Source organism: Rhodoferax sediminis (genome assembly GCF_006970865.1).
Taxonomy (GTDB): Bacteria; Pseudomonadota; Gammaproteobacteria; order Burkholderiales; family Burkholderiaceae_C; genus Rhodoferax_A; species Rhodoferax_A sediminis.
In genome coordinates, this window is sequence record NZ_CP035503.1 from 385,001 (window position 1) to 407,962 (window position 22,962).

18 protein-coding genes and 2 rRNA genes are annotated in these 22,962 nt (G+C 64.2%); 11 read left to right on the forward strand and 9 right to left on the reverse strand.

Annotated features, from left to right (window positions below; translation table 11 throughout):
* Positions 1-298 precede the first annotated feature (298 nt).
* A 23S ribosomal RNA gene (locus EUB48_RS01855) occupies positions 299-3,179 on the forward strand.
* A gap of 129 nt (positions 3,180-3,308) precedes the next feature.
* A 5S ribosomal RNA gene (rrf, locus tag EUB48_RS01860) occupies positions 3,309-3,421 on the forward strand.
* 50 nt (positions 3,422-3,471) lie between these two features.
* On the opposite strand, the gene EUB48_RS01865 is transcribed toward rrf, so the two are convergent.
* From EUB48_RS01865 to EUB48_RS01875, 3 genes are read right to left on the reverse strand one after another with little or no spacing between them, the layout of a single operon-like run.
* Positions 3,472-4,395 (reverse strand): MBL fold metallo-hydrolase, encoded by a 924-nt coding sequence (locus tag EUB48_RS01865; protein WP_142817356.1) that lies wholly within the window; start codon positions 4,393-4,395, stop codon positions 3,472-3,474.
* A gap of 30 nt (positions 4,396-4,425) precedes the next feature.
* Positions 4,426-6,111 carry an AMP-binding protein gene (locus EUB48_RS01870; RefSeq protein ID WP_142817357.1) on the reverse strand — a complete coding sequence of 562 codons (1,686 nt, stop codon included), beginning with the start codon at positions 6,109-6,111 and terminating at the stop codon, positions 4,426-4,428.
* A gap of 48 nt (positions 6,112-6,159) precedes the next feature.
* Positions 6,160-6,918, reverse strand: coding sequence for an FFLEELY motif protein (locus tag EUB48_RS01875; RefSeq protein WP_142817358.1), 759 nt, complete (start codon positions 6,916-6,918; stop codon positions 6,160-6,162).
* Between the two features lie 166 nt (positions 6,919-7,084).
* Here EUB48_RS01875 and EUB48_RS01880 point away from each other — a divergent pair, with 166 nt between their 5' ends.
* Genes EUB48_RS01880 through EUB48_RS01890 form a run of 3 tightly spaced genes read left to right on the forward strand, consistent with a single transcriptional unit; the run spans position 7,085 to position 11,823 of the window.
* On the forward strand, positions 7,085-7,987 hold the full coding sequence (locus EUB48_RS01880) for an esterase/lipase family protein (RefSeq protein ID WP_142817359.1): 903 nt from the start codon (positions 7,085-7,087) through the stop codon (positions 7,985-7,987).
* A 36-nt stretch (positions 7,988-8,023) separates the two neighbouring features.
* On the forward strand, positions 8,024-8,686 hold the full coding sequence (locus EUB48_RS01885) for a Crp/Fnr family transcriptional regulator (protein ID WP_142817360.1): 663 nt from the start codon (positions 8,024-8,026) through the stop codon (positions 8,684-8,686).
* Between the two features lie 11 nt (positions 8,687-8,697).
* Positions 8,698-11,823 (forward strand): ATP-binding protein, encoded by a 3,126-nt coding sequence (locus tag EUB48_RS01890; protein ID WP_142817361.1) that lies wholly within the window; start codon positions 8,698-8,700, stop codon positions 11,821-11,823.
* A gap of 9 nt (positions 11,824-11,832) precedes the next feature.
* Here EUB48_RS01890 and EUB48_RS01895 read toward each other — a convergent pair whose 3' ends face one another.
* On the reverse strand, positions 11,833-12,489 hold the full coding sequence (locus EUB48_RS01895) for a class I SAM-dependent methyltransferase (protein WP_142817362.1): 657 nt from the start codon (positions 12,487-12,489) through the stop codon (positions 11,833-11,835).
* A gap of 29 nt (positions 12,490-12,518) precedes the next feature.
* Positions 12,519-13,010 carry a hypothetical protein gene (locus EUB48_RS01900; protein ID WP_142817363.1) on the reverse strand — a complete coding sequence of 164 codons (492 nt, stop codon included), beginning with the start codon at positions 13,008-13,010 and terminating at the stop codon, positions 12,519-12,521.
* 186 nt (positions 13,011-13,196) lie between these two features.
* Here EUB48_RS01900 and EUB48_RS01905 point away from each other — a divergent pair, with 186 nt between their 5' ends.
* The gene (locus EUB48_RS01905; RefSeq protein WP_142817364.1) at positions 13,197-13,817 is read left to right on the forward strand and encodes a hypothetical protein; all 621 of its coding nucleotides are present in this window, start codon (positions 13,197-13,199) and stop codon (positions 13,815-13,817) included.
* 55 nt (positions 13,818-13,872) lie between these two features.
* Here EUB48_RS01905 and phhA read toward each other — a convergent pair whose 3' ends face one another.
* The gene (gene phhA / locus EUB48_RS01910) at positions 13,873-14,763 is read right to left on the reverse strand and encodes a phenylalanine 4-monooxygenase (protein ID WP_142817365.1); all 891 of its coding nucleotides are present in this window, start codon (positions 14,761-14,763) and stop codon (positions 13,873-13,875) included.
* A 147-nt stretch (positions 14,764-14,910) separates the two neighbouring features.
* A complete protein-coding gene (gene hppD, locus EUB48_RS01915) occupies positions 14,911-16,050 on the reverse strand; it encodes a 4-hydroxyphenylpyruvate dioxygenase (protein WP_142817366.1) in 1,140 nt (379 codons plus the stop codon).
* 112 nt (positions 16,051-16,162) lie between these two features.
* Between hppD and EUB48_RS01920 the strand changes: the two genes are divergently transcribed.
* Positions 16,163-16,636: an Lrp/AsnC family transcriptional regulator gene (locus EUB48_RS01920; protein ID WP_142817367.1), complete on the forward strand. Its 474-nt coding sequence runs from the start codon at positions 16,163-16,165 to the stop codon at positions 16,634-16,636.
* A 13-nt stretch (positions 16,637-16,649) separates the two neighbouring features.
* On the opposite strand, the gene EUB48_RS01925 is transcribed toward EUB48_RS01920, so the two are convergent.
* Positions 16,650-17,930: a CynX/NimT family MFS transporter gene (locus EUB48_RS01925; protein WP_142817368.1), complete on the reverse strand. Its 1,281-nt coding sequence runs from the start codon at positions 17,928-17,930 to the stop codon at positions 16,650-16,652.
* Positions 17,927-18,631 (reverse strand): FadR/GntR family transcriptional regulator, encoded by a 705-nt coding sequence (locus tag EUB48_RS01930; protein WP_142817369.1) that lies wholly within the window; start codon positions 18,629-18,631, stop codon positions 17,927-17,929. Before EUB48_RS01930 ends, EUB48_RS01925 begins: the two co-directional genes overlap by 4 nt.
* 169 nt (positions 18,632-18,800) lie before the next feature.
* Between EUB48_RS01930 and EUB48_RS01935 the strand changes: the two genes are divergently transcribed.
* Genes EUB48_RS01935 through glyQ form a run of 4 tightly spaced genes read left to right on the forward strand, consistent with a single transcriptional unit; the run spans position 18,801 to position 22,912 of the window.
* Positions 18,801-19,430, forward strand: coding sequence for a GNAT family N-acetyltransferase (locus EUB48_RS01935; RefSeq protein WP_142817370.1), 630 nt, complete (start codon positions 18,801-18,803; stop codon positions 19,428-19,430).
* 57 nt (positions 19,431-19,487) lie between these two features.
* A complete protein-coding gene (locus EUB48_RS01940) occupies positions 19,488-20,363 on the forward strand; it encodes an HlyC/CorC family transporter (RefSeq protein WP_142817371.1) in 876 nt (291 codons plus the stop codon).
* Positions 20,363-21,958, forward strand: a complete 1,596-nt coding sequence (lnt, locus tag EUB48_RS01945; protein ID WP_142817372.1) for an apolipoprotein N-acyltransferase — start codon at positions 20,363-20,365, stop codon at positions 21,956-21,958. Before EUB48_RS01940 ends, lnt begins: the two co-directional genes overlap by 1 nt.
* 48 nt (positions 21,959-22,006) lie before the next feature.
* The gene (gene glyQ, locus EUB48_RS01950; RefSeq protein ID WP_142817373.1) at positions 22,007-22,912 is read left to right on the forward strand and encodes a glycine--tRNA ligase subunit alpha; all 906 of its coding nucleotides are present in this window, start codon (positions 22,007-22,009) and stop codon (positions 22,910-22,912) included.
* Positions 22,913-22,962 lie beyond the last annotated feature (50 nt).

The window sequence follows — 22,962 nt, forward strand, 5'->3', positions numbered from 1 at the left end:
TTTTAACGAGGCTGTTTTGTTGTTGATCAAGATCTCTTGATCAATCGGCTGTTCTTTAACAATTCATAGAGTCAAATCAGAGTTGCTAGCGGAAAGTGCACATTCGTAAAGGTTTAGTGCACACCGTGCCGCTAGCAACATAGTTTTTTGATTGCGTCAAAATGAATATCAAACTTCACGTTTGAAATTCGAATACTTCAAGTGAGAAATTGAAGATACGGCATAACGCGTCAGGTGAAAGACCTGACAATCATTCCTTGAAACAATTTTGGTTTCGCAAGAAACGTCAAAGTTATAGGGTCAAGTGAATAAGAGCATATGGTGGATGCCTTGGCGATGATAGGCGACGAAGGACGTGATAGCCTGCGATAAGCTTCGGGGAGCTGGCAAATTAGCTTTGATCCGGAGATTTCCGAATGGGGAAACCCACCTGCAAAGGTATCGCATGATGAATACATAGTCATGTGAGGCGAACCGGGTGAACTGAAACATCTCAGTAGCTCGAGGAAAAGACATCAACCGAGATTCCGAAAGTAGTGGCGAGCGAAATCGGAGAAGCCTGTTAGTGATAGCGCGGCTGTTAACGGAATGACCTGGAAAGGTTGGCCATAGTGGGTGATAGCCCCGTACGTGAAAACAGACGTGTGATACTAAGCTAACGAAAAGTAGGGCGGGACACGAGAAATCCTGTCTGAATATGGGGGGACCATCCTCCAAGGCTAAATACTCATCATCGACCGATAGTGAACTAGTACCGTGAGGGAAAGGCGAAAAGAACCCCGGGAGGGGAGTGAAATAGATCCTGAAACCGTATGCTTACAAAAAGTCGGAGCCTCGTAAGGGGTGACGGCGTACCTTTTGTATAATGGGTCAGCGACTTACATTCAGTGGCAAGCTTAACCGAGTAGGGAAGGCGTAGGGAAACCGAGTCCGAATAGGGCGATTCAGTCGCTGGGTGTAGACCCGAAACCAAGTGATCTATCCATGGCCAGGATGAAGGTGCGGTAACACGCACTGGAGGTCCGAACCGACTAGTGTTGCAAAACTAGCGGATGAGCTGTGGATAGGGGTGAAAGGCTAAACAAACTTGGAAATAGCTGGTTCTCTCCGAAAACTATTTAGGTAGTGCCTCAAGTATTACCGTTGGGGGTAGAGCACTGTTTAGGCTAGGGGGTCATGGCGACTTACCAAACCTATGCAAACTCCGAATACCGACGAGTACAGCTTGGGAGACAGAGCACCGGGTGCTAACGTCCGGACTCAAGAGGGAAACAACCCAGACCGCCAGCTAAGGTCCCTAAAATTGGCTAAGTGGGAAACGAAGTGGGAAGGCTATAACAGTCAGGATGTTGGCTTAGAAGCAGCCATCATTTAAAGAAAGCGTAATAGCTCACTGATCGAGTCGTCCTGCGCGGAAGATGTAACGGGGCTAAGCCAGTTACCGAAGCTGCGGATTTGCAATTTATTGCAAGTGGTAGGAGAGCGTTCTGTAAGCCTGTGAAGGTGGTGGTGTAAACCCTGCTGGAGGTATCAGAAGTGCGAATGCTGACATGAGTAGCGTTAAAGGGGGTGAAAAGCCCCCTCGCCGTAAGCGCAAGGTTTTCTACGCAACGTTCATCGGCGTAGAGTGAGTCGGCCCCTAAGGCGAGGCAGAGATGCGTAGTTGATGGGAAACAGGTCAATATTCCTGTACCGATGTGTAGTGCGATGTGGGGACGGAGAAGGTTAGCTCAGCCAACTGTTGGATATGTTGGTTCAAGCCTGTAGTCGTGCCTGGTAGGTAAATCCGCCGGGCTTAGATGAGGGGTGATAACGAGGCTGCTTGCAGCCGAAGTGAGTAATACCCTGCTTCCAGGAAAAGCCACTAAGCTTCAGCTACACACGACCGTACCGCAAACCGACACTGGTGCGCGAGATGAGTATTCTAAGGCGCTTGAGAGAACTCTGGAGAAGGAACTCGGCAAATTGACACCGTAACTTCGGAAGAAGGTGTGCCTTTAGTAGGTGAAGTCCCTGCGGATGGAGCCCAATGAGGTTGCAAAAAATCGGTGGCTGCGACTGTTTATTAAAAACACAGCACTCTGCAAACACGAAAGTGGACGTATAGGGTGTGACGCCTGCCCGGTGCTGGAAGATTAAATGATGGGGTGCAAGCTCTTGATTGAAGTCCCAGTAAACGGCGGCCGTAACTATAACGGTCCTAAGGTAGCGAAATTCCTTGTCGGGTAAGTTCCGACCTGCACGAATGGCGTAACGATGGCCACACTGTCTCCTCCAGAGACTCAGCGAAGTTGAAATGTTTGTGATGATGCAATCTCCCCGCGGAAAGACGGAAAGACCCCATGAACCTTTACTGTAGCTTTGTATTGGACTTTGAACAGATCTGTGTAGGATAGGTGGGAGGCTTTGAAGCGGTGCCGCTAGGTATCGTGGAGCCAACGTTGAAATACCACCCTGGTGTGTTTGAGGTTCTAACCTAGGTCCATTATCTGGATCGGGGACAGTGCATGGTAGGCAGTTTGACTGGGGCGGTCTCCTCCCAAAGCGTAACGGAGGAGTTCGAAGGTACGCTAGTTACGGTCGGACATCGTGACGATAGTGCAATGGCATAAGCGTGCTTAACTGCGAGACTGACAAGTCGAGCAGATGCGAAAGCAGGACATAGTGATCCGGTGGTTCTGTATGGAAGGGCCATCGCTCAACGGATAAAAGGTACTCTGGGGATAACAGGCTGATACCGCCCAAGAGTTCATATCGACGGCGGTGTTTGGCACCTCGATGTCGGCTCATCTCATCCTGGGGCTGTAGCCGGTCCCAAGGGTATGGCTGTTCGCCATTTAAAGAGGTACGTGAGCTGGGTTTAAAACGTCGTGAGACAGTTTGGTCCCTATCTTCCGTGGGCGCTGCAGATTTGAGGAAGCCTGCTCCTAGTACGAGAGGACCGGAGTGGACACACCTCTGGTGTATCGGTTGTCACGCCAGTGGCATTGCCGAGTAGCTATGTGTGGAAGAGATAAACGCTGAAAGCATCTAAGCGTGAAACTCGTTTCAAGATGAGATCTGCCGGGGCCTTGAGCCCCCTAAAGAGTCGTTCAAGACCAGGACGTTGATAGGTCAGGTGTGGAAGCGCAGTAATGCGTTAAGCTAACTGATACTAATTGCTCGTGCGGCTTGACCCTATAACTTTGATCGTTGATCAAGGTGTTATGCCAAGTGACGCATTCAAAAATAAAATCTGATTTGAACTCTATGAATTCGTTGTATTGACTTGGGTCGAAAGACCTGGATCAGTATGACAACCAGTTATGCCTGATGACCATAGCGAAGTGGTACCACTCCTTCCCATCCCGAACAGGACAGTGAAACGCTTCTGCGCCGATGATAGTGCGGATTCCCGTGTGAAAGTAGGTCATCGTCAGGCTCTTACAGCCAGGAACGCCCAGTCATTTGACTGGGCGTTTTCTTTTGTGCTCAAGCATTCAGCACAAACTCTCCGTCACGCGCAGCCGCGCCCGCACGGACCAGATCCTGCATCAGCTGCGCGAGCCATGCCTGCGGTTCTACCTCAGGGAAGTAGCGCGCATGCACCATTTCAAAATAGCGCGTGCTGCCGGCCCATTGCGAGAAATCCGCGTAGCGGATGCGCTGCAATTCAAGCAGTTTGAATTTGAGCAGTACCCTGGCCGCATGATTCGCATGCTTGCGCGGATCGCGCACAAAACTCTGCAGCCGCCGGCGCGCCAGACCCAGCGACTCGGCCACGTGCGAAAAAACCCTGCCGTGCCCCGGAATCACCACCAGGGGGTCGAGCGACTCGATCAAATCGAGGGTCGCGGCCACCTCGTCAAAGGCACCCACACCCTCCAGTTCGGGAAAAACCACACCAAAGCCGTTTTCCCACAGCGCATCGGCCGAAATCAGCACCCCTGATTCGGGCTCGAACAGCACCACGGCATTCGGATCGTGGCCCGGCGCGGCGTGAATTTGCCACAGCCGGTCGCCCAGCTCGACCCCGGTGCCGGGCCGCAAGAGCGCATCAAACCTGAAGCGCGGGCACTGCTGGCCGGTGGGCGTGTAAGTGAGCGCCTGTGGATCCCAGTCGGCGACGAAGGCGGCCTGGCCCGGCGGGATCAGCGTTTGCAGAGCGGGGTGGCGCTGCTGCAGCGCCGCATTCCCGCCGCAATGGTCGCTGTGCAGATGCGTGTTGAGCAGGCGGTCGAGCGCGCGACCCTGCAGTGCCTGACTGGTCAGGGCCACGGTCTGCGCCGCATGCGTGCAGTAGCCGCTGTCCACCAGCGCGGTTGAGTCCCGGCCGGTCAGCAGGATGTTGTTGGACGATAGCCAGCCGCGCTCGAAGACCGTGATTCCGGGCGGTAGCGCAGGCGGGTCAATCATAAGCAGCTATCAAAAGCGTAGTGGCCGCATTTATTTTCCCGTGCGCAATTCGCGCCGCAGAATCTTGCCCACATTGGTCTTGGGCAGGTCGTCGCGGAATTCGATGAACTTCGGGCGCTTGTAGCCGGTCAGGTTGTCGTGACAGTACTGCGCCACCTCCTGCTCGGTCAGCGTCGGGTTCTTTCTGACGACGAACAGTTTGATGGCCTCGCCCTGCTTCTCGTCGGGCACGCCGATGGCCGCGCACTCCAGCACGCCCGGGCACAGCGAAATAATGTCTTCCAGCTCGTTTGGGAACACATTGAAGCCGCTCACCAGGATCATGTCCTTCTTGCGGTCGACGATACGGCAATAGCCGCGCGCATCCATGATGCCGATGTCGCCCGTGCGCAAAAATCCGTCCGCCGTGAACGCCTTCTCGTTCTCGGCCGGCTGGTGGTAGTAGCCCGGCATCACCTGCGGGCCCTTGATGCAGATCTCGCCCGCTTCGCCCAGGGGCAGCGAATTTCCGTCGTCGTCCTTGATGACAATCTCGACGCTGGGCAGCGGCAGGCCAATGGTGCCGCTGAACTCCTTGCTCGTGACCGGGTTGTTGGTGCCGATGGCGCAGGTCTCGCTCATGCCCCAGCCCTCGTTCATCGGACAGCCCGTGGTCTCCAGCCATGCCTTGGCCGTACCTTTCGAGGCCGCCATGCCGCCCGCCTGCGACACGCACAGGCTGGAAAAATCCACGCTCTTGAATTCGGGTTGCTGCAGCAGTGCGTTGAACAGCGTGTTCACGGCCGGCAGGATGTGGAACGGCCGCTTTTTGAGCACCTGCACGAACTTGCCAAAGTCGCGCGGGTTGGGAATCAGCGTCAGGTGCGCGCCCCAGCGGATCGACAGCAAACACACCGTCAGCGCGAAGATGTGGTACAGCGGCAGCGCCGTAATGCTGTTGATCCTGCTCACATCGCCAACGCGCGTGAGCGCCGGCGTAAACCAGGCCTCGGACTGCAAGATCGCGGCCACGATGTTGCGATGCGTCAGCACCGCGCCCTTGGACAGTCCCGTGGTGCCGCCCGTGTATTGCAAAAACGCGATCGAATCAAGCGTGGCGTGGCTGTCGCCCAGCTTCTTGCCCGAGCCTTGCGCAATGGCATCGTTGAACGGCGTGACGCTGCGCCCATCGGACAATGGCAGCGTGAACGGCGGCACCATCCGGGCCAGGTTGCGCACCGCAAACGTGATCCAGCGGCCGTACACGGCGCCGAGCAAATCGCCCATCGAGGCCATCACCACGTGCTTCACCGGCGTCTTCTCGATCACCTCCTGCAGCACGTGGGCAAAGTTTTCCAGGATCACGATCGCCGTGGCGCCCGAATCCTTGAGCTGGTGCTCGAGCTCGCGCGCCGTGTACAGCGGATTCACGTTCACGCAGGTATAGCCGGCGCGCAGAATGCCCGCCATGGTCACGGCGAACTGCGGCACGTTCGGCAGCATGATGGCCACGCGTGCGCCGGGCTCCAGTCCACGGCTTTGCAGCCAGGCCCCGAATGCCGCCGACAACTGGTCGAGCTGCCCGTACGACATCCAGCGTTCCATGCACACCGAAAAAGGCTTGGCCGCGTTCTTCCTGAATGATTCCTCCAGCAGCTGCGTCAGCGACCCGAACTGCTCCGGATCAATCTCGTGCGGAACCCCCGCGGGGTAACTCTGCAGCCAAAACTTGTCCATGAAAACTCCTCCTTGTCGTCCCATTGTGCAAGGCGCACGAGCAACAGGCTACCGGGCTTGCCCCAAGGTGTGCGCAAGCTGCGTCTCGCAGGCGACAAAATCGGCGTCGAACAGCAGCGCGATCAGCGCTGCCTCGCGCTCGCGGATGGTGGCCATGAAGCCATCGGCGCCGCCCGGCTGGCGCGCCATCGCGGCAAAGGTGTCGAACCCCGCCTCCAGAAAGCGCTGCAGCGCGCCCATGCCTGCCGCCGCCGCGGGCCCGCGCATCATCTTCAGCATCAGGCGCAGGCCGGGCATGCGCGTGAGCCGCTGCAGCTCGTGGCCGATCTCCAGCACCACCGTCAGTTGCGCCTCGCGATCGCCGCGCTGCGCCACCGTGCGCCACGCGCGGATGTAGCGGGCGGCGGGCGACTCGCCCAGGGTGTCGCCCGCCGCCACCGCGGCGTGCGGCCAGGCTCGGCCCATGGCATGGTCGAGCCGCTCGGTCAGCGCATGCAGCTGCGCCAGCGAGACGGCGGTGGCCATCACCTGCTGCGGAAACAGCCGCTGCAGCGCCCCCGCGATGCGCGCAAACTGCGCATCGCGCTCGCTGTAGTCGGCCTCGCCGTACAGCTCGTACAGGAAGAATTGCGCCGCCGCCTGGTACGGCCCGCCGCCCAGCAGGTCCGCATAGGTGCCGGTAAAGCGGCGCGACTGCAGGCGCTTGACCTGCGCTACTGCCGCACCCAGCGCCGGGTCGCCCGATGCGTCCTGGCGCAGCTGCGAAACCTGGGCCACCGCGTCGCGAATCTGTTGTGCGGGTTCCATATGAGCCAAGAGTTTATCTGTCGGCATTCATGCAGACGCCGTGGCGCACGGTAGCGCGGCGCATGGGAAGGGGTGATTCACTATTAAATCAATAGCTGATTGCGCATGCTGTATAAGGGCTACAACCACTTTTCATTCAAATATCCGAATCGACCCGCGCAACACCATGCTGGCCCGCCTGCAAAAAACCATCACGCTGTCGCTGCTCGCGGTGGCCTGCGCGTGGCTGCTCGCGTTCTGGCGCGGCGCGCCGGTGTTGGCGGTGGTTGGATGCGCCATCATCGTGCTCGGCTACTCGGTGTTCCTCGCGCTGGAATTTGCCGCGCTGCGCGTGGCCGGTCAAAACGATCCCGCGCCGCAGGCCAGCCCCGGCGAGCTGGTGCGTGCCTGGGCCGGCGAGACGCTTGCGGCGGCGCGCGTGTTCTGCTGGTGGCAGCCGTTCCGCTCCCGTGCCGTGCCCGACCAGCTGGCGCCCGGCGCGGCGCTGCCGGGCCGGCGCGGCGTCGTCTTTATCCACGGCTTTGTCTGCAACCGCGGGCTGTGGACGCTCTGGCTGCGGCACCTGAAGGCGCGCGGGCACGCGTTTCTCGCCGTGAATCTGGAGCCCGTGTTCGGCCCCATCGACGGCTACGTGCCCATCATCGAAGATGCGGTACAGCGCGTCACGCAGGCCACCGGCTTGCCGCCGCTGCTGGTGTGCCACAGCATGGGCGGGCTGGCGGCGCGCGCCTGGCTGCGCGCCTCAAGCGGCTATGCGCGCGTGCACCACGTCGTCACCATCGGCACGCCGCACCACGGCACCTGGCTGGCGCGCTTCAGCCGGGTCGCCAACGGGCGCCAGATGCGCATCGGCTGCGATTGGCAGCGCCAGCTCGAGCGCGACCTGCCGCCACAGCAGCGGGCGCTGTTCACCTGCTGGTACTCCAACTGCGACAACATCGTGTTCCCGGCCTCCACCGCTACCCTGCCCGGAGCCGAGAACCGGCTGCTGCGCGGCGTGGCGCACGTGCGCCTGGCGCTGCACGCCGGCGTCATGCGCGATGCCCTGTCAAGAATTGGGGCAGCGTAAGACGCGGCGAAGCATGACGTGCTAGATTGGAATCCTATGACTGCCGCCCCCCGGGCCGACCCGGTCGACGAAACCCTTCTTGCCGCCCTGTGCACTGCCAACCGCCTGCTGGCCCAGCGTGGCGTGGTGCGCCGCTACCCCAAAAACAAGGTACTGATCACCGAAGGCGGCGCCGGCGACACGCTGTTCGTGCTGCTCGCGGGCAGCGTCAAGGTCTATTCGATGGATGGATACGGCCGCGAAATCACCTTTGGCACCATCAACGCCGGCGACTACTTTGGCGAAATGTCGCTCGACGGCGGGCCCCGTTCGGCCTCCGTCATGACGCTGGAGCCCTGCACCTGCTCGGTGCTAAGCAGCGACGACGTGCGCGCCCATCTGGCGCAGCACCCCAATTTCGCTCTCGGTCTGATCGAGCAGATCATCCGGCGCGCCCGCGACGCCACCGCCATCGCGCGCAACATGGCCCTGCTCAGCGTGCATGGGCGCGTCGTGGCCCTGCTCGAAGGTCTGCACGGCCCCGCCACCGGCGCCGCAGGCGTGACGCTGCACCCCATCACGCACCAGGACATCGCCAACCGCGTCGGCTCCTCGCGCGAGATGGTCAGCCGCCTGCTCAAGGAGATGGAAAAGGGCGGCTACATCGAGCTCGGCGTCAAGCGCATCACGCTGCTCAAGGAGCTGCCCCCGCGCTGGTAAGCTTGCAGGCCATGCGCTGCGCCTCCTGCCTGACCCTCAACCCCGACAGCAACCGGTTCTGTGGCCACTGCGGCGCCCCGCTCACGCCTGACACGCCCGTGCTCGGCGAGCACATCCGCCCCGTCGATACGCCGCCGCCCAAATGGGGCGAGCTCAAGGTCGCCACCATCTTCTTCGCCGACATCGTCGGCTCCACCGCGCACATCGCCGGCCTCGACCCCGAGCAGGCGATGGAACAGCTGCAGCCCGCCGTGCAGCGCATGTGCGAGGCGGTCGAAGTGTTTGGCGGCACCGTCGTGCGCACCTTGGGCGACGGCATCCTGGCCCTGTTCGGCGTGCCGCACGCCCTCGAAGGCCACGCCCGCCTGGCCTGCGAGGCTGCGCTCACCCTGCAACGGGCCTTCGATGGCAACCAGCAGGGCCTGCAGGTGCGCATGGGCCTGCACTCGGGCCAAGTCGCGTCCGACCCGCAGGCCGTCGATGCCGCCATCGGCGGCGGCGTGCACGGCAGCGCCATCCACCTCGCCAGCCGCGTCGTGGGCGTGGCCGCGCCCGGCGGCGTGTGCCTGACCGCCGAGTGCCTGGCGCTGGCGGGCGGCGCCTGCGAGGTGCGCGCCATGGGTCCGCACACGCTCAAGGGCATTGCCGAGCCGACCGAAATTTATGCCCTGCTGCGCATGAAAAGCGACGCACCCGACCGCCACTTCCACCAGGCGGCGCTGTCGCAGTTTCGCGGGCGCGAGCGCGAGCTGGCAGCCCTGCAGGACGCGCTCTACCGCACCGAAAAGGGCCAAAGCGCCGTCATCGGCCTGTCGGGCGTGGCCGGCACCGGCAAGAGCCGGCTGTGCTTCGAGTTTGTGCGCTGGTGCCGCACCCGGCTCGTGCCCGTCACCGAGGTGCGCACCCAGCTCTACGGCTACGCCACGCCGCTGGCCCCCGTGCTGACGCTGCTGCGCGGCTGGTTCTTCCGCATGGTTGCCGCAGATGACGCCGCCGCGGCGCGGGCCCGCATCGCCGCGCGGCTGGCCCGGCTCGGCGTCACGGCTGGCGACGACCTGGCGCTGTTCAACGAATTTCTCGGCGTGGCCGACCCGGCCGCCGCGCGGTGCTCGCTTGGCCCCAAGGCGCGCCGCGCCCGGCTGCTGGCGCTGTTTGGCGGCATGGTGCGCTATACCGGCGCGACCAGCTCGGTGATCGTGTTGGAAGACCTGCACTGGCTCGACGAGGCCAGCGCGGAATTTCTCGATGTGCTGGTGCGCTCGGTGGTGGGCACGCGCACGCTGCTGCTGTTCAACTACCGCCCGCTCTACAAGGCGCCGTGGCCGGCGCTGGCGCACTTCCAGGAAATCCACCTGGCCGAGCTTGGCCAGGCCGACACCGAAGCGTTGGTGCGCGAGCTGGTCGGTCCGCACCACGCGTGGCAGGACGTGTTTGCGCTGATTGTCGAGCGCAGCGCCGGCAACCCGTTTTTTGCCGAAGAACTGGTGCGCTCGCTCTTGGAGAGCGGTGCGCTCTCGGGCGCGAGCGACGCGCACAGCCTCGAATCCATGGTGCGCGCCCTGCCCGCCACCGTGCAGGCCGTGATCGGCGCGCGCATCGACCGCCTGGGCGCGACGCAAAAGGCCCTGCTGCACATCTGCGCCGTGATCGGCAAGGAAATCCCGCTGCCGGTGCTGCAGCAGGTGGCGCGCTTCCTGGCCAGCCAGATCGAGCACGAGCTCGACGGCCTGTGCGAGGCCGAGCTGCTGGAGCTGCTGCGCGAGATCGTTGGGGAGCGCCGCTTCGGGTTTCACCACCCGCTGGTTCAGGAGGTGGCCTATAACTCCCAGCTCAGGGCGCGCCGCGCCAGCCTGCACGCAGCCGTGGCCGCGGCCATGGAGGCGCACTACAGCACCCAGCCCGACGAGTTCGCCGCGCTGATCGCCTTTCACCACGAGGCTGCCGGGCAGCCCGTCAAGGCGGCCCAGCACTTGGCGCGCTCGGCGCAATGGTTGGGCGCCACCCATTCGACGCAGGCCATGAAGCATTGGCGCCACGCGCGCGAACTGCTGCAGGCCCAGCCGCGCGCGCCGGAAACCGACAGCCTGCGGGTCAAGGTCGGCGGCCAGTTGGCGCTGCTGGGATGGCGGGAAGGGCTTAGCCCGCAGGAGGTCAAGGCGATCGTCGAAGAAGCCGTCGGTCTGGCCACCGAGGTGGACAACCGCTTTGTGCAATTGCTGCTGCTGACCGAAGGACGTGTCCTGCACGGCAACGGTGGCTCGGCCGACGCTTATGTGGAGGCTATCCGCAGGGCGATCGCGTTGACGCCTGACGGAGCCGATCAGGGCCGCTTCGCGACCCTGCATTTGGCGTTGTCTCATGCCTGCGCCTGGTCCGGTTTGCTGCGAGAAGGCCTGGCTGCGAGTGACGTGGCCTTGCGGGGCGTTGCGCACATCGACCAGTTTGACCGGGACTATATCGGGTTCGACCCTGAGCAGTGGATGCTGAACATGCGTGTGCGCATGTTGATTCGCATGCTGCGCCTGGACGAGGCGCGTGCTTGTCTGCAGCAGATGCTGGAGCATGATCTGGCCACTGAGGATCCGATCATCCGCCAGTGTGTCTGCCTCTACCATGTGGAGCTTGCAGCGTGCCTTGGCGGCGCGACAGTGGCGCAAGAGCAGGCGCAATTGAGCGCCCGGATTGCGCAAAACTACCCTAACCCTTATTCAAGCGCACTGGCGCTGTGGAGTGCGGGCCTGGCCGCAATGGCGGCGCAAGACTTCGAGCACGCGATCACTGGCTTTTCCGACGCCCTCGCGGTGATCAGGGCGGCACAAATTGCGGCCGACATTGAAACCGAAGTTCTCGCGTGCATGGCCGAGAGTCAACATTTTTCGGGTAACGCGGAGCAGGCCCTGGCGGCTGCCAAAGAATCTGTCGCCATCTCCCACCAGCGCAGCAATCGCATCACGGAGTGCCGCTCGTTGATCGTTTGGGGCAGCGTGCTGGCGCAAGACGGGAGCAGCGACGGCGCGCGCGAAGCCCGGGCCTTGTTCGCGCGGGCTGAGCAACTCATCGCGGTCACCGGCGCCAAAATTTGCGAAGCCGCTTTGACGCGCGCACGCGCGTTGCTTGACCCGCCTGCGAGCCCGTGACGACGAGCATCAGATCGGTCGCACCAGCAGGGTGTATTCGCGCATACCGTAGCCCGTGATGACTTCCACCTTGGCGCCCAAGGTCTGTTCGCAGTAGCGGCGCCACAGGCCCAGTGGCGCGCGATAGAGCTCTGAGGTGCCCGTGACGCCGCGAGGCAACGGTGCCATGAAGTTGACTGCAAAGCCGCGGCGGCTGGTGGCATGCAGACGCTCCAGCGTGGACGCGATGAATCGGGTCCACCGTGCGGCACTTTGGTCGAGCCTGACATTGAAGATGCCACTGGCCAGCGAATAGTCGGCGCTGCGCGGGCTGGCGTGGCCCACCACAAACTCGGTGCGGCGGCGCTTGGCCCAGAGTTCGCGCGCTTGCGCAACCATCGCGCTGGAGAGATCCACCCCGAGGTAGTCGACCTTGCTGCCCCGGTGGCGTTTCGCCAGAAAGGCGAGCAGGGCGCCGTAGCCGCAGCCCAGGTCGTTGAGCGAGAACGGCACCGTGAAGTCGCACAGTTTGAGAAGCTGCACAAAACGCAGCTCCTGGGTGGGTACGCAGGTCCAGTCCACCCCATGGGGTGTCGCGCCGTGCGTCTGCACCATGTCGGTGTAGTAGCGCGCAATGGCGGCGTGAACAGCCGCCAACCCCGGCCCGGCTTCGTGTACTGCTTGCATCGCCGCTGCGGGCAACGGGTCGGCGCCGACTACTTGGCCTTCTTCACCGGGGCAACTCCCAGCGGCAACGAGATGACCAAATAGTCCTGGTCCATGTAAAACAGCGGGCGCGCCTTGTCCGTGACGATGACCCGGTTGGCTTCTTTCGATTCGTTCATGTCATGCAGGGCGAAGTGCACGGGCAGCGGTTTTTTGGCCGACAGGTTGCGCACCAGTGCCTTGACGATCGCCACGTCGCCGCTTTGGCCTGCGATGTTGGACTTCATGCCGCGCAGGCTGGCCAAATAGTCATAAAAACGGTTCTTGGTTTCGTGGTTGGCCGCACCCACCAGGTTGAGCACCGCGATGCTGGTGTGAAAGCGCCGGCCTTCCTTGAAAATCTCGAACTCCTTTTGCAAGGCCACCATTTCCTCCAGGCCGCCAAAGGTCTCCTTGGTGCCCATGGGCGGCGCAAACCGCAGGTTGAGTTGTTGCTGCAAACTGCCGACGTAAATGTCGTGATCTTTCAAGCGTACGCCCATGAAGTTCTCTCCTGTTGATTGAAGTGATGCATTAGTCCGCCATAGCCGCGCAGGCTAGAACAAACCGCGTCATTGTGAGGGAAGGTACGTGCGGGAGAAAGAGCTGATTGAGCGTTGTGCCTGTGCGGCGCCCCGCTGCCAGATGGCGGAGTAAGCTGGGTGCCTCGTTGCTCTTCCCGTGCTGTCATGGAATGGTGGTCGCTGTCGGTGCTGCTGCTCGCGCTCGCGCTGGCCTTGGGTCTGCGGCCCTGGCGCATGCTGGCCCATGGCCCGCTGCTGACGGCGCTGCTGGCGGTGCTGCTCGTGCTGCCCTGGCTGTGGGCGCTGCCGCGCCTGCACGCGATGCCGCTGCAGCTGCCGTGGTCGGGCGCCTGCCTGGTGGCGCTGGTGCTGGGCTGGCCGCTGGCGATGCCGGTGTTCTGCATGGTGGCGGCGCTCTCGGGCCTGATCGCGCCCGCGCCGTGGTACGCGCTGGTGGACGCGGCCGCGTGGCTGGGCGTGGTGCCGGCCACGCTCTCGGTGCTGCTGGGCGCGGCGCTGCGGCGCTGGCTGGGCACGCACCCGTTCGTTTACATCCTGGGCCGCGCCTTCCTCGGCACCGTGGCGTGCGTGTTCGCGGCGGGCGCGCTGGCGCAATGGAGCGGGCATCGGCTGGCGTTCGTGGGCGGCGACGTTTCGCTGATCGGGCACTGGCTCATGGCCTGGGCGGACGGCTTTGTCACCGGCATGGCGGCGGCCATCTTCGTGGCCTTCAAGCCGCAGTGGCTGGCCACCTGGTCGGATCGGCTCTACCTGGCGGACAAGTGAGCTTGGCCGCCTGTGGCATCACGCGTCAGGGCGTCGCCCCTGCACGGGTGCCCCGTCAGACTGCAACGATGACGTCTTCAGGCAGCCGCGCATCAGCTGCCAGTTCGGGCTGGGCCTTCACACGCTCGTACAGCGGCGTGAAGTCGGGCGCGGTCAGGTCGAATAGCTGCTGGAAGCTGTCGATCACAAAATAGGTTTGCTGGTAGCTATCGATCTTGTAGCGCGTACGCATGGTGCGCTCTGGGCTGAGGGCGATTCGATTGGGTATCTCGCTGCGCACCGCGTGCTGGAGTTCGCCGCTGGAGCTCAGGATGCCGGCGCCATACGCGCGGAGATTGCCGTGCGTTCCTGATCCGGCGCGCAGGCCATTGGTCTGGCGCATCAACCCGAATTCGATGGTGTACCAGTACAGCCGGCTCAGCTGCTCGCAGGCGCCCAGCCGGTGCGCTTTCAGGGCGCCGCGGCCGTAGTCCTGGATGTGGTCGGCATACACCGGGTTGAACAGCAGCGGCACGTGGCCGAACAGGTCGTGAAACACGTCGGGCTCGACGATGTAGTCGAACTCTTCGGGCGTGCGCAGCCAGTCGGTCACGGGGAACTTGCGGTTCGCCAGCAGCGTGAAGAACGGCACCTCGGGGATAAGTCCGGGCACGGCGACGATCTCCCAGCGCGTGGCCTTGTACAGCCGCGCGTTGATGTCCTCGAAGCGCGGGATGCGCTCCTTCGCGCCCAGCGCGGGCAGGGCGGCGATGAATTCGTCGCAGGCCAGGCCGGGAATTAGCGCGGCCTGGCGCTCGTACAGGCGCCGGTAGGTGTCGTGGTCCTGCGCGGTGTAGGCGGCGTAGTTCTGCGGGCAGGTGTAATCGGGGCGCACCTGCCCCGCGCGGGCGTAGTCGCCGCGCGGCGCTCGCTCGCTCGCGCCATAGATGGTGGGTTCGACTGCCATGTTGGTCATGCTCCCAAGTTTGTTATTGCCTTGTCATTCCCGCGCAGGCGGGAATCCATGCCCGCACAGCAAAAAGCGTCCGTGGCGCTGCTGCCGTGGATTCCCGCCTGCGCGGGAATGACAGGAGCCCGCGGGAATGACAGGGGCTCACTTGCTCTCCAGCACGCCGCGGCGCATCTGGTCGAGTTCGATGGACTCGAACAGCGCCTTGAAGTTGCCTTCGCCAAAGCCGTCGTCGCCCTTGCGCTGGATGAACTCGAAGAAGATCGGTCCGAGCTGGTTTTCGCTGAAGATCTGCAGCAGCAGCGCGCCCTTCTTGCCGTCCAGCAGGATCTTGCGCTTGTGCAGCTCGGCCACGTTCTCGCCGTGGCCGGGGATGCGCTTGTCGATCAGCTCGTAGTAGGTGTCGATGGTGTCGAGCAGCTTGACGCCCCGCTCGCGCAGGGCGTCCACGGTGGCGAACAAATCGTTCGAGCCGAGCGCGATGTGCTGGATGCCTTCGCCGTGGTACATGTCCAGGTACTCCTGGATCTGGCCGGCGGTCTCGTTGCCTTCCTCGTTGATCGGGATGCGGATCTTGCCGCAGGGGCTGGTCATGGCCTTGCTCTTGACGCCGGTGACCTGGCCTTCGATGTCGAAGTAGCGGATCTCGCGGAAGTTGAACAGGCGCTCGTAGAAGCTGGCCCACTCGTTCATGCGGCCGCGGTGCACGTTGTGCGTGAGGTGGTCGATGTAGGTCAGGCCGTTGCCGGGCGGATTCAAAGCTTCTTTGGCGTCCAGGCCGGGCAGGGCTTCGAAGTCCACGTCGAAGAAACTGATGTTGCCGATGTCGCCGTCCCTGGCGCCGTTCTTGCCGCGCCAGCGGTCCACCAGGTAGATCAGGCTGTCGCCAATGCCCTTGATGGCCGGGATGTTGAGCTCGCCCGGGCCGGCCTTGCCCGCGTAGCCGAAGGCGCCCAGGTCGAGCGCGCGCGCATAGGCGCGCCGCGTGTCCTGCACGCGAAAGGCGATGGCGCAGATGCTCGGGCCATGCAGGCGCGCGAAGCGCTGCGCGAACGAGTCGGGCTCGGCGTTGATGATGAAGTTGATGGAGCCCTGGCGGTACAGCGTGACGTTCTTGTGCCGGTGCCTGGCCACCGGCGTGAAGCCCATGCGCTCGAACAGCGCGCCCATGGCGGCCGGGTCGGGCGCGGCGTATTCGATGAATTCGAAGCCGTCGGTGCCCATGGGGTTGTCCCAGGCAGTGGCGACGGGCTGCGGCGTGGTTACCGGCGAGGTTGCGGTCATGGGGAGGTCTCCAGGGTGTAACTCCCAAATATATAGGCGTTGCACATCATTTTTTCTGCGTATTGAGACGCCCGATTTGTACCGGATGCAGGAAAACTGCAAAATACTCGTGATGGAAGCACTCGACAAGCTTGATAAGCAGATTCTTCGCAGCCTGCAGGCGGATGGACGCGCCACCTATGACCAGATTGCCGAGGCCGTGAGCCTGTCGCCCAGCGCCGTGCTGCGCCGCGTGAAGCGGCTGGAGGCGACGGGCGTGATCGACCGCTACGTGGCGCTGGTCAAGCCGGAGGCGGTCGGCCTGGGGCTCACGGCGTACATCAACGTGCGGCTGGAAAAGCACACCGAGAGCCACAAGCGCAACCCGATGGACGTGTTCCGCGCGAGCGTGCAGACCTGGCCCGAGGTGGTGGAATGTGCCGCGCTGACCGGCGAGATGGACTATTTGCTGCGCGTGGTGATAGCCGACATGGCGCACTACAGCCGCTTCATCATGGATACGCTGCTCAAGCACCCGAGCGTGCAGGACTGCAAGACCAGCTTCGTGATGGACCGGGTCAAGGCCACGACGGCGCTGCCGGTGTGAAGTGCGATGAATCTCAGGCGCCCTTGGCGGTCGCCACGGCGCGCACATACTGCGTGCGGCCGGCGCCCAGGCCGCTGGCCACGAGCGCCGCGCCGATCAGCACGAACAGGACAGCCGAAGACGCGAAGCTGCCGGTCCAGCCGCGCAGCAGCCCGACCAGCAGCGGCCCGAAGGCGGCCACCAGGTAGCCCACGCCCTGGGCCATGCCGGAGAGCTGCGCGGCCACGTGCGAGTCGGGCGAGCGCAACACGATGAGCGTGAGCGCGAGCGCGAACGAGCCGCCCTGGGCGATGCCGAGCAGCACCGCCCACACCCACACGCCGGCCAGCGGCGCGAACAGGCAGGCGAGCATGGCCGCGACCGTGAGCACGGCCACGGCAACCGCGATGCCGACCTGGTTGCGGCAGCGGGCCGCGATCGACGGCACCACGAGGCAGGTGACCACCTGGGTCATGACCGACACCGAGACCACATAGCCGGCCGTGGCGGCGTCCAGGCCGCGCTCGCGCAGGATCGGCGCGAGCCAGCCCATCACGATGTAGGCGAGGGCGGACTGCAGGCCCATGAACAGGGTCACCTGCCAGGCCAGGCGGTCGCGCCACAGGCCGCGCACCGTGACGCCCGATTCGCTGGCGCGGGGTTTCAAAGGTAGCGCCAGCGGCGCCCACAAGAGCGTGACGAGCGCGGCCGGCACGGCCCACAGCGCCAGCGCGCGGGGCCAGCCGCCGCCCAGCGCATGCTCCAGCGGAACGGTCAGGCCGGCCGCGCTGGCGGCGCCGCCGCAGACCGCCATCGTGTACAGCCCCATCATGAGTGCGGCCCGGTGCGCGAAGTCGCGCTTGAAGAGGGCGGGCAGCAGCACGTTGTTGACCGCGATGCCGATGCCGGCGATGGCCGACGCGACAAACAGCAGGGCCAGGCTGCCGCTGCCGCGCGCCAGCGTGCCGACGACGATCAGCAGCATGCAGCCCAGGAGCGTGCGTTCGGTGCCGAAGCGGCGCCCCAGCCACGGCGCCAGCGGCGCGAACAGGCCCAGGCACAGCACCGGCAGCGTCGTGAGGAAGCTCGCGGCGGTGGGCGTGAGGCCGCTCGTCGCCATGATTTCGGGCAGCGTCACCGACAGGCTGGAAAACACCGGCCGCAGGTTGAACGCGATCAGCACCACGCTCAAGCCCAGCAGCAGCTGGCGGCCCCGGCTCGCGGCGGGCGTCGGGTGCGGCGGCGGCCGGTTGTCGGCCTCGGTGTCGATCAGCAGGTCGTCGAGAACGGGGTGTGTGGCGGCGGGGGCGTTCATGAAGTAGTCGTGGTCGTCGTGGTGGCAGTGGTGGGGGTGAGTGCCGCGATCATGGGCGCCATGAAGGCACGCACGGCGGCGGCGGCACGCTCGGGGTCGCGGCTCGCGATGGCGTCGACGATGGCGCGGTGGGCGTCTTCGCCGGGCTCGGGCGGGCCGTCGCCCGTCGTGCTGGCGATGGTTTCCCTGATGTAGCCGGACACGAAGCGGCAGGTTTCCACCAGCGCCAGGTTGCCGGAGATGTCGACGATCGCGAGGTGGAACGCCATGTCGCGATCGATGAAGCCGGCGGCGCCCTGCGCGTCCTCGCGGCTGCCGCGCTGGTCGAGCAGGGTCCGCAGCCGGCGCAAATCGTCCGCCGTGTGGCGCAGCGCGGCCAGGCGCGCCGCCTCGACCTCGAGCGCGCAGCGCAGCTCGAACTGGTCGCGCAGGCTGGCGCGGCGCAGCTTGTGCAGGCTGTCCGACGGGTCGACGTTTGAGAGCACGTAGGTGCCCGAGCCCTGGCGTACCTCGAGCAGCCCGCCGTGGACCAGCGTCCTGATGGCCTCGCGCACCGTGCCGCGGCTCACGCCCAGCCTGTGTGCCAGCTCCGGCTCGATCGGGATGCGTGTGCCCACGGCCCAGCGGCCGCTGGCGATCTCGGTGCGGATGCCGGCGGCGGCGGTATCGGCCAGCGAGGTTCTCGGGGCTTGGGCGAGCATGGACGTGATATCTCGCTAATTCATAAAATCATCCGATGAATTATACTGAACGACCAAGCAAGGCCCCGATGAGTCATCGGCGGGTAAAGGCGACCCCGGCGCTGCCGGTGTAACAACTTGTCGTTTTTTCTAAGCTAACTTCACTAGCGAAAACCCGTATATTGAAACCATGACTGACACAAGAAACCCGGTGATGGTGCCGATCCGCTCGCTCGGCCCTGGCCATCGCGAGCGCATCACCGCCCACCTGCTGGCGCTGGACGAGCACGACCGCTACCTGCGCTTCGGCTACATGGCCAACGACGAGCAGATCACGCGCTACGCCGATGGGCTGAACTTCGAGCGCGACGAGATCTTTGGCATCTACAACCGCAAGCTGGAACTGATCGCGATGGCGCACCTGGCGTTCTCGGTGAGTCCCGAGTGCCGCTCGTGTGCGGAGTTCGGCGTATCGGTGCTCAAGCACGCGCGCGGGCGCGGCTACGGCGCGCGCCTGTTCGACCGTGCCGTCATGCATGCGCGCAACGAGGGCGTGGAGCTGATGTTCATCCACGCGCTGTCCGAGAACAAGGCGATGCTCAAGATCGCCCACAACGCGGGTGCCACGGTGGAGCGCGACGGCTCCGAGTCCGAGGCGCACCTGCGCCTGCCGCCCGCCACGCTGGACAGCCGGGTGAGTGAGCTGGTGGAGGCGCAGTTCGCCGAAATGGACTACAAGCTCAAGACCCAGGCCAAGCAGTTCCGGGACTTTCTGGCGGGCCTGCAGGCCACGCGGCGCGGCGTGCGCGAGGACCAGTGAGTCGTGCGCCGCACCAATCCGCTATCCTAGAGGCTCCATCACTACCGCACATCCACTGTGTCCGACCCCCACCCTTCGCGCTTTCATGAGAAGGAAGACAAGCGCACTTTCCTGCAAAAAGTTGCCGAATTTATTTCCCCCGGGCCCGATTCCAGAACCGGCTTGATCCAGACCCTGGCCGAGGCCGAGGACAACCAGGTGATCGGCGCCGAGAGCCGCGTCATGCTCGAGGGCGTGATCCGCATGGCCGACATGACGGCTGGCGACGTCATGGTCGCCGCCACGCGCATGGACCTGATCGACATCGACGCGCCCTTCGACGAGCTGCTGCACGACGTGATCCAGACCGCGCACTCGCGCTTTCCGGTGTTCGAGGGTGAAAAGGAAAACATCATCGGCATCCTGCTGGCCAAGGACTTGCTGAAACTGCAGCGCGCGCCCCAGCTGAATATCCGCGCGCTCCTGCGCCCCGCCGTGTTCGTGCCCGAGACCAAGGCGCTGAACGATTTGCTGCGCGACTTCCGCGGCAACCGCAACCACCTGGCGATCGTGATCGACGAGTTCGGCCGCGTCGCCGGGCTCATCACCATCGAGGACGTGCTGGAGCAGATCGTCGGCGAGATCGAGGACGAGTTCGACATCCCCGAGGACGAAGGCGACATCTTCGGCCTGGCCGACCACACCTACCGCGTCAGCGGCGACACGCCGATCGAGCGCGTGAACGAGACCTTTGCGGTCACGCTGGCGAGCACCGATCCCGAGGACGAGTTCGACACCATTGGCGGCCTGATCGCGCACGAAATGGGCCATGTGCCCAAGCGCGGCGAGCAGCACCGGATGGCCGGGCTCGACTTCGTGGTGCTGCACACCAAGGGCGGCGCCGTGCGCTGGTTCAAGGTCTCGCCCGCCGCCACCGAAGACCTCACGGGCTAGTGCGAGCTTCCCTCCCACGCTCCCTGCTGCTGGTCGCGCTGGCCGGCGCCGCGCAGGCCGCCAGCCTGGCTTGGCCCTTCGCCTTCGGGCTGGCGCCGGGCGCACCAGTCTGGTGGCTGCAACTGCTGTCCCTGGGCGCGCTGGCCTGGCAGGTGGACCGCTGCCGTGCTGGCGGCAACTGGCGCCGCGCGGCGGGGCTGGGCTGGCTGTTTGCGCTGTGCTGGCTCAGCGGCACGTTCTGGTGGCTGTTCATTTCCATGCATACCTACGGCGGCCTGCCGGCCGTCCTGGCGGTGCTGGCGGTCGCCGCTCTGGCGGCACTGCTGGCGCTGTACTACGCCGCGGCTTGTGCGGCTTTTGTGGCGCTAGCCCCCGCCAGCAATGCACTGTCCGCTATTCTTTTTGCAGCGTTGTGGCTGCTCGCCGAACTCGCGCGCGACCAGTGGTTCACCGGCTTTCCGTGGGGCGCGGGCGGCTATGCGCAGGTCGATGCGCTGGGCGTTTTTGCCAGCAGCGTGGGTGTTTTTGGTGTGGGCTGGATCGCCACCTTGGTGGCGTATCTGATGGCAGCGTGGCTGCGCCAACCGGGGGCGGCGCTGGGGCTGCGCCCCTGGGGGCTGCTGGCGGCCCTCCTTCCCGTGGCCATTCTGGTGGGTCTGGCGCGCCACCCCTGGAGCACCGACGGCGGCACGCTGGGCGTGACGCTGCTGCAGGGCAACATCCCGCAGGACGAAAAATTCCAGGGCGGCAGCGGCATCCCGGTGGCGCTGCAGTGGTATGGCGAGCGCTTGCAGGCGGCGCGCACGCCGCTGGTGGTGGCGCCCGAGACCGCCATTCCGCTGTTGCCGCAGCAACTGCCCGAGGGCTACTGGGCCGCGCTGCAGCAGCGCTTTGCGCAGCCTGGTTTGAGGGGGCCGCAGGCCGCGCTGATCGGCATTCCGCTGGGCAGTTACGAGCAGGGCTATACCAACTCGGCGCTTGGGCTCGCGCCGGGCCAGACCGCGCCCTACCGCTACGACAAGCACCACCTGGTGCCGTTCGGCGAGTTCATTCCGCCGCTGTTTCGCTGGTTCACCGAGATGATGAACATCCCGCTGGGCGACTTCAACCGCGGCGCGGTCGGGCAGCCCTCGTTCACGGTGCACGGACAGCGCCTGGCGCCCAACATCTGCTACGAAGACTTGTTCGGCGAGGAACTGGGCGCGCGTTTTGGCGAAGCGGCTTCAGCCCCCACCATCTTCGTCAACATGAGCAACATCGGCTGGTTCGGCGACAGCGTGGCCATCGACCAGCACCTGCAGATCTCGCGCATGCGCGCGCTGGAGTTCGAGCGGCCCATGATCCGCGCCACCAACACCGGCGCCACCGTGATCATCGACTACCGCGGCCACGTGACGCGCGCGCTGCCGCGCTACACGCGCGGCCTGCTGGTGGGCGAGGTGCAGGGGCGCAACGGCATCACGCCCTATGCCTGGTGGGTGTCGCGCTTGGGGCTGTGGCCGCTGTGGGCGCTGGGGTTTCTGAGCGTGGCGCTGGCACTGTGGCAGCGGTGGGGCGCCGGAAGGCCCGTAAAATCAGGGCTCAGGCGGGCTTGAGCCTGCTCCCTTACCGTTTGCGCCGAGCCGCTCGGCGCGCCATCACCTATGTTGACCTTTCAGCAAATCATTCTGACCCTGCAGTCCTACTGGGACGCCCAGGGCTGCGCGCTATTGCAGCCTTATGACATGGAAGTTGGCGCCGGTACTTCGCATACCGCTACATTTTTAAGAGCAATCGGGCCGGAACCGTGGAAGGCCGCGTATGTGCAGCCGAGCCGCCGCCCGAAGGACGGGCGCTACGGCGAGAATCCGAACCGGCTGCAGCACTACTACCAGTACCAGGTGGTGCTCAAACCCGCACCGTCCAACATCCTGGAGCTGTACCTGGGCAGCCTCACGGCGCTGGGCTTTGATCTGAAGAAGAACGACATCCGCTTTGTCGAGGACGACTGGGAAAATCCCACGCTGGGCGCCTGGGGTCTGGGCTGGGAGGTCTGGCTGAACGGCATGGAGGTCACGCAGTTCACCTACTTCCAGCAGGTCGGCGGCATCGACTGCCGGCCGATCACGGGCGAGATCACCTATGGGCTGGAGCGCCTGGCGATGTACCTCCAGGGCAAGGAAAGCATCTTCGACCTCGAATGGGCGCCTGGCGTTAGCTACGGCGATGTGTACCACCAGAACGAGGTCGAGCAATCCAAATACAACTTCGAGCACAGCGATGCCGACTTTCTATTCACCGCCTTCAATGCGCACGAGAATCAGGCGAAGCACCTGATCGAGGTGCAGCTCGCGCTGCCGGCCTACGAGCAGGTGCTCAAGGCCGCGCACAGCTTCAACCTGCTGGACGCGCGCGGCGCCATCAGCGTGACCGAGCGCGCCGCCTACATCGGCCGTATCCGCAACCTGGCGCGCGCCGTGGCGCAAAGTTATTTCGAGAGCCGTGAGCGTCTGGGCTTCCCGATGGCGCCGCGCGAGTGGGTGGCGCAGATGATGAAGAAGGCCGCGTGATACCTTGCGGGACAGACCGGAGCGAAGCGGCGCGTTGCTCTGTCCTCAAC

What these genes read in the sequence shown, in the direction of transcription:
- EUB48_RS01865 (WP_142817356.1), bottom strand. Translation starts at nt 4,395, where the DNA reads ATGATTGACCCGCCTGCGCTACCGCCCGGAATCACGGTCTTCGAGCGC.
- EUB48_RS01870 (WP_142817357.1), bottom strand. Translation starts at nt 6,111, where the DNA reads ATGGACAAGTTTTGGCTGCAGAGTTACCCCGCGGGGGTTCCGCACGAG.
- EUB48_RS01875 (WP_142817358.1), bottom strand. Translation starts at nt 6,918, where the DNA reads ATGGAACCCGCACAACAGATTCGCGACGCGGTGGCCCAGGTTTCGCAG.
- EUB48_RS01880 (WP_142817359.1), top strand. Translation starts at nt 7,085, where the DNA reads ATGCTGGCCCGCCTGCAAAAAACCATCACGCTGTCGCTGCTCGCGGTG.
- EUB48_RS01885 (WP_142817360.1), top strand. Translation starts at nt 8,024, where the DNA reads ATGACTGCCGCCCCCCGGGCCGACCCGGTCGACGAAACCCTTCTTGCC.
- EUB48_RS01890 (WP_142817361.1), top strand. Translation starts at nt 8,698, where the DNA reads ATGCGCTGCGCCTCCTGCCTGACCCTCAACCCCGACAGCAACCGGTTC.
- EUB48_RS01895 (WP_142817362.1), bottom strand. Translation starts at nt 12,489, where the DNA reads ATGCAAGCAGTACACGAAGCCGGGCCGGGGTTGGCGGCTGTTCACGCC.
- EUB48_RS01900 (WP_142817363.1), bottom strand. Translation starts at nt 13,010, where the DNA reads ATGGGCGTACGCTTGAAAGATCACGACATTTACGTCGGCAGTTTGCAG.
- EUB48_RS01905 (WP_142817364.1), top strand. Translation starts at nt 13,197, where the DNA reads ATGGAATGGTGGTCGCTGTCGGTGCTGCTGCTCGCGCTCGCGCTGGCC.
- phhA (WP_142817365.1), bottom strand. Translation starts at nt 14,763, where the DNA reads ATGGCAGTCGAACCCACCATCTATGGCGCGAGCGAGCGAGCGCCGCGC.
- hppD (WP_142817366.1), bottom strand. Translation starts at nt 16,050, where the DNA reads ATGACCGCAACCTCGCCGGTAACCACGCCGCAGCCCGTCGCCACTGCC.
- EUB48_RS01920 (WP_142817367.1), top strand. Translation starts at nt 16,163, where the DNA reads ATGGAAGCACTCGACAAGCTTGATAAGCAGATTCTTCGCAGCCTGCAG.
- EUB48_RS01925 (WP_142817368.1), bottom strand. Translation starts at nt 17,930, where the DNA reads ATGAACGCCCCCGCCGCCACACACCCCGTTCTCGACGACCTGCTGATC.
- EUB48_RS01930 (WP_142817369.1), bottom strand. Translation starts at nt 18,631, where the DNA reads ATGCTCGCCCAAGCCCCGAGAACCTCGCTGGCCGATACCGCCGCCGCC.
- EUB48_RS01935 (WP_142817370.1), top strand. Translation starts at nt 18,801, where the DNA reads ATGACTGACACAAGAAACCCGGTGATGGTGCCGATCCGCTCGCTCGGC.
- glyQ (WP_142817373.1), top strand. Translation starts at nt 22,007, where the DNA reads ATGTTGACCTTTCAGCAAATCATTCTGACCCTGCAGTCCTACTGGGAC.